Origin of the sequence: Pseudonocardia sp. EV170527-09 (assembly GCF_008369905.1) — a bacterium.
Taxonomy (GTDB): Bacteria; Actinomycetota; Actinomycetes; order Mycobacteriales; family Pseudonocardiaceae; genus Pseudonocardia.
This window is the reverse complement of sequence record NZ_VRMC01000203.1, coordinates 1-2,787: the sequence shown is the minus strand read 5'-3', so window position 1 is coordinate 2,787 and position 2,787 is coordinate 1. Positions and strand designations below refer to the sequence as shown.

Annotated in this window: 5 protein-coding genes; 1 reads left to right on the top strand and 4 read right to left on the bottom strand. The window is 67.9% G+C overall.

The window, feature by feature from the left end; genetic code table 11:
• Positions 1 to 101 precede the first annotated feature (101 nt).
• From FVA95_RS28275 to FVA95_RS28265, 3 genes are all read right to left on the bottom strand, one after another.
• The gene (locus FVA95_RS28275; protein ID WP_205016020.1) at positions 102 to 365 is read right to left on the bottom strand and encodes a hypothetical protein; all 264 of its coding nucleotides are present in this window, start codon (positions 363 to 365) and stop codon (positions 102 to 104) included.
• Positions 352 to 1,119 carry a phosphotransferase enzyme family protein gene (locus tag FVA95_RS28270; RefSeq protein ID WP_161992515.1) on the bottom strand — a complete coding sequence of 256 codons (768 nt, stop codon included), beginning with the start codon at positions 1,117 to 1,119 and terminating at the stop codon, positions 352 to 354. Before FVA95_RS28270 ends, FVA95_RS28275 begins: the two co-directional genes overlap by 14 nt.
• A 288-nt stretch (positions 1,120 to 1,407) precedes the next feature.
• Complete coding sequence (locus FVA95_RS28265) at positions 1,408 to 2,052, bottom strand: VOC family protein (protein WP_240051792.1); 645 nt, start codon at positions 2,050 to 2,052, stop codon at positions 1,408 to 1,410.
• A gap of 66 nt (positions 2,053 to 2,118) precedes the next feature.
• On the opposite strand from FVA95_RS28265, the gene FVA95_RS28260 reads away from it, so the two are divergent.
• Complete coding sequence (locus FVA95_RS28260) at positions 2,119 to 2,544, top strand: hypothetical protein (protein ID WP_149666841.1); 426 nt, start codon at positions 2,119 to 2,121, stop codon at positions 2,542 to 2,544.
• Here the strand turns inward: FVA95_RS28260 and FVA95_RS28255 are convergent.
• On the bottom strand, positions 2,520 to 2,717 hold the full coding sequence (locus tag FVA95_RS28255; protein WP_205016019.1) for a GNAT family N-acetyltransferase: 198 nt from the start codon (positions 2,715 to 2,717) through the stop codon (positions 2,520 to 2,522). The genes FVA95_RS28260 and FVA95_RS28255 overlap by 25 nt on opposite strands.
• Positions 2,718 to 2,787: the final 70 nt, after the last annotated feature.

Here is a 2,787-nt window from a genome sequence, read left to right as displayed (position 1 = left end):
AGTTCACAGCCCACGATCAAGCAAACCGTGCCACTAGGGCTTTTCAGCGTTTCCGCCAGGTCACGGCGGCCTGACCTACAACACAACATCGCGGACGAACCTCAGACCCCGGCCATCTGTGGAACCCCGGTCCGACGACGGTGGCCGGCCGTCACGCCGAGGCAGAAGGGCGCGACCCCCGCGAACGCATCCTGACCGGTCGCCGCACGCGCTTCCTCGATCATGGTCCGCACGGTCAGCTCGCCGGTGCGATCTCCGACCGACGGTTTGTCCCCCTGCACGAACAGGAACTGGTCCACGCCGTAGGCGGCGGCGGTCAGGAGATCCCGACGGAAACCCAACAGGTTGCGGTCACGGGAGTTCACGCAGGCGATGCTGGCCCCGCCCATCGCCCGGACCTCGTTGGCCACCGCGATGCTGGACACCGTGGCCCGGCCGATGTGTGATGGCGACTGAGCAGGCAGCCTCCCACGCGTCGATCGCGTTGCTCGCGACGGCGGCACGGTGACCTCGCAGTGGTCCTCCGGGGATCTCGGCCAGGTCGAGGTCGGCGTGATCGACTCGCGATTCGTCCCAGTCGAGGAAGCCGACACGGCCGCCACTCATCCGGACGTTGCCGGGGCCGGGGTCGCCGTGGATGACGCAGTCCGGGCCGGCCGAGAGGGCGGCCCAGGCCTGCCTGCAGAGGTGGACGGCGTGATCGGGCATGGCATCGAGGTCGATGTCTCCTCCGCGTGACTCCCGCTGGAGTTCCCGGGTCGACCGGAAGCCGGGGCGCTGGTTCGCCCATCCCGCAGTCAGCCGGTGCAGCCGCCCCAGCTCGGAAGCAACGAGGGCCCAGTCACCGCCAACGGGCTCCCGCCCGTGCAGCCAGGTTTGCACCACCACACCGCCCGCCGAACGTCGGCCATCCGCTGTGGGGACGGTGTGCGGCACGACGAACCCGCAGTGATCCAGGAACTCCAGTAGATCGAGTTCCCACTCCATGGCCGGAGCTGTTCGCCTGGTGCGCCGCGCGACCAGGCGGTCCCGACCGCGCACCTCGTAGACATCGTTCCGATGTCCACCACCGAGTGGTGCAGTCACGCTGAGACCGGGCCACGGGCTGAGGTCGATCACGGCGCCAGCTTGCCGGACGGCAGGAGAACAACCCCCCACGGCCGGAGCCGGACCCTCGCTGCCGGAGCGCTCGACGACGGCGCCGGTGCCCGAGACGAGTGTCGTCGCTGGAAGCGGTGCACCTCGGGTTTCCAGGCGGTGTCGAATGCGGGCGGAGCCGTGCTTGTTCATCGCGACCGTGGCCAGGTCGACGAGAACGGGCGCCCATGGGCTGTCGAGGGCGCAGCCGCTCAGCTCACCGAACTCGATGGGCAATGACGTCGGCGACGGGAGCTCCAGCGGGAAGGCTCACTCTCGGCCCAGTTCGGTGCAGATGCAGACAGCGTTGTCGTCGGGATCTGCGAGCACGACGAAGGCCGGAGAACGACCGTCGTCGACAACGCGTCCACCCGCCGCCACCGCCGCAGCGATCCGCTCCTCGGCGACCTCCGGAGGGACGGTGACGTCGAGATGGAAGCGCTGCCGATCGCGGGCAGTCGAGTCCGTTGCCTGGAACCACATCGACAGGAGCCCCTGGGCCGGATCGACAACGTCGCTTCCTCCGTCACGCCCGGAAAGAACCGCGGCCCAGAACGGCCGCACCGAGTCGGCAACGGGAGTGTCCAAAGCCAACTCCACTACCTGCACGCGCTGTGGGCGCGCTACCAGACCCCGATCACGGGCGAGGAGACTGATCGACTCGGCCAGGAGGACGTCCTGCTGGGTGACCCCATCCACGTCGGCCGTGCGCAGCGCGATTCGGACGTGTCCGACACGCAGATCCACATTGAGATGGTCATCGTCCGCACCGGCGACCTGCGCAACCGCATCGATGAACGCTGCCCCGTCGCCGAACGAACGGGTGTCGAAGCGGGCGTGCAGCGCTCCCAGCAACCACCGCCAGTCCGTCAGGTCGACCTCACGAACACCGAGACGTGCAGCCACCTCTTCCACAGGGCAACGGTAGGCCACCGGGTCGCGTTTGCACCTCCACCCACTGGAGACAGCAGGGTCGAGCCCATGACTTTCACTGTGCTGAACACCGGGCCGGCGATGCGGGAGATCCTGCGGGCGGCCGAGCCGGACAGAGCCGAGCTACTGCGTAGGGCGCTGGAACCGGCGGCCGGGATGTACAGCTTCTCCCCCGGGGAGCCCGATCTGGTTCACATGCACACGATGGGCTCCGGCTTCCCCCTTGACCGCGATATCGACCTTTCCATGGAAGGGCTGCGACGGCTGGAGGAAGCACGGGCCTGGGAGCGGATCGGAGAGGCCCTGCGAGAGGCGACCAAGGTTCTGGAGCGGGCCAACCCTGGGGTCCGGGTGCCCGACGCGACGGTGCTCCTGGTCCTGGGCGACCCGACTGACGAGTTCTTCCAGACCACCAGCTTGGGGATGAACGCGAGCGATTCGGTACCCGGCTACATCTGCAACGTGCGTTGGTAGTGGAGACCCACCGAGTTCATCGTTGCGCGCGACGCGGTGTTGACGGCCATGGTCTCAGCGAACACCCGTGAGAGTCCAAGGTCATCGAACGCATGGCGGATCAGCTCCCGAGCGCCCTCGCTGGCCAAACCCTGACGCCAGAATCGACGGAGCAGCCGGTACCCCAGGGTCACGTCCGCTGACGTGGTGGACGAAGACGGCTACCTCGTGAGCCTTCGTCGGTCAAACTACGCGGTGATCGCG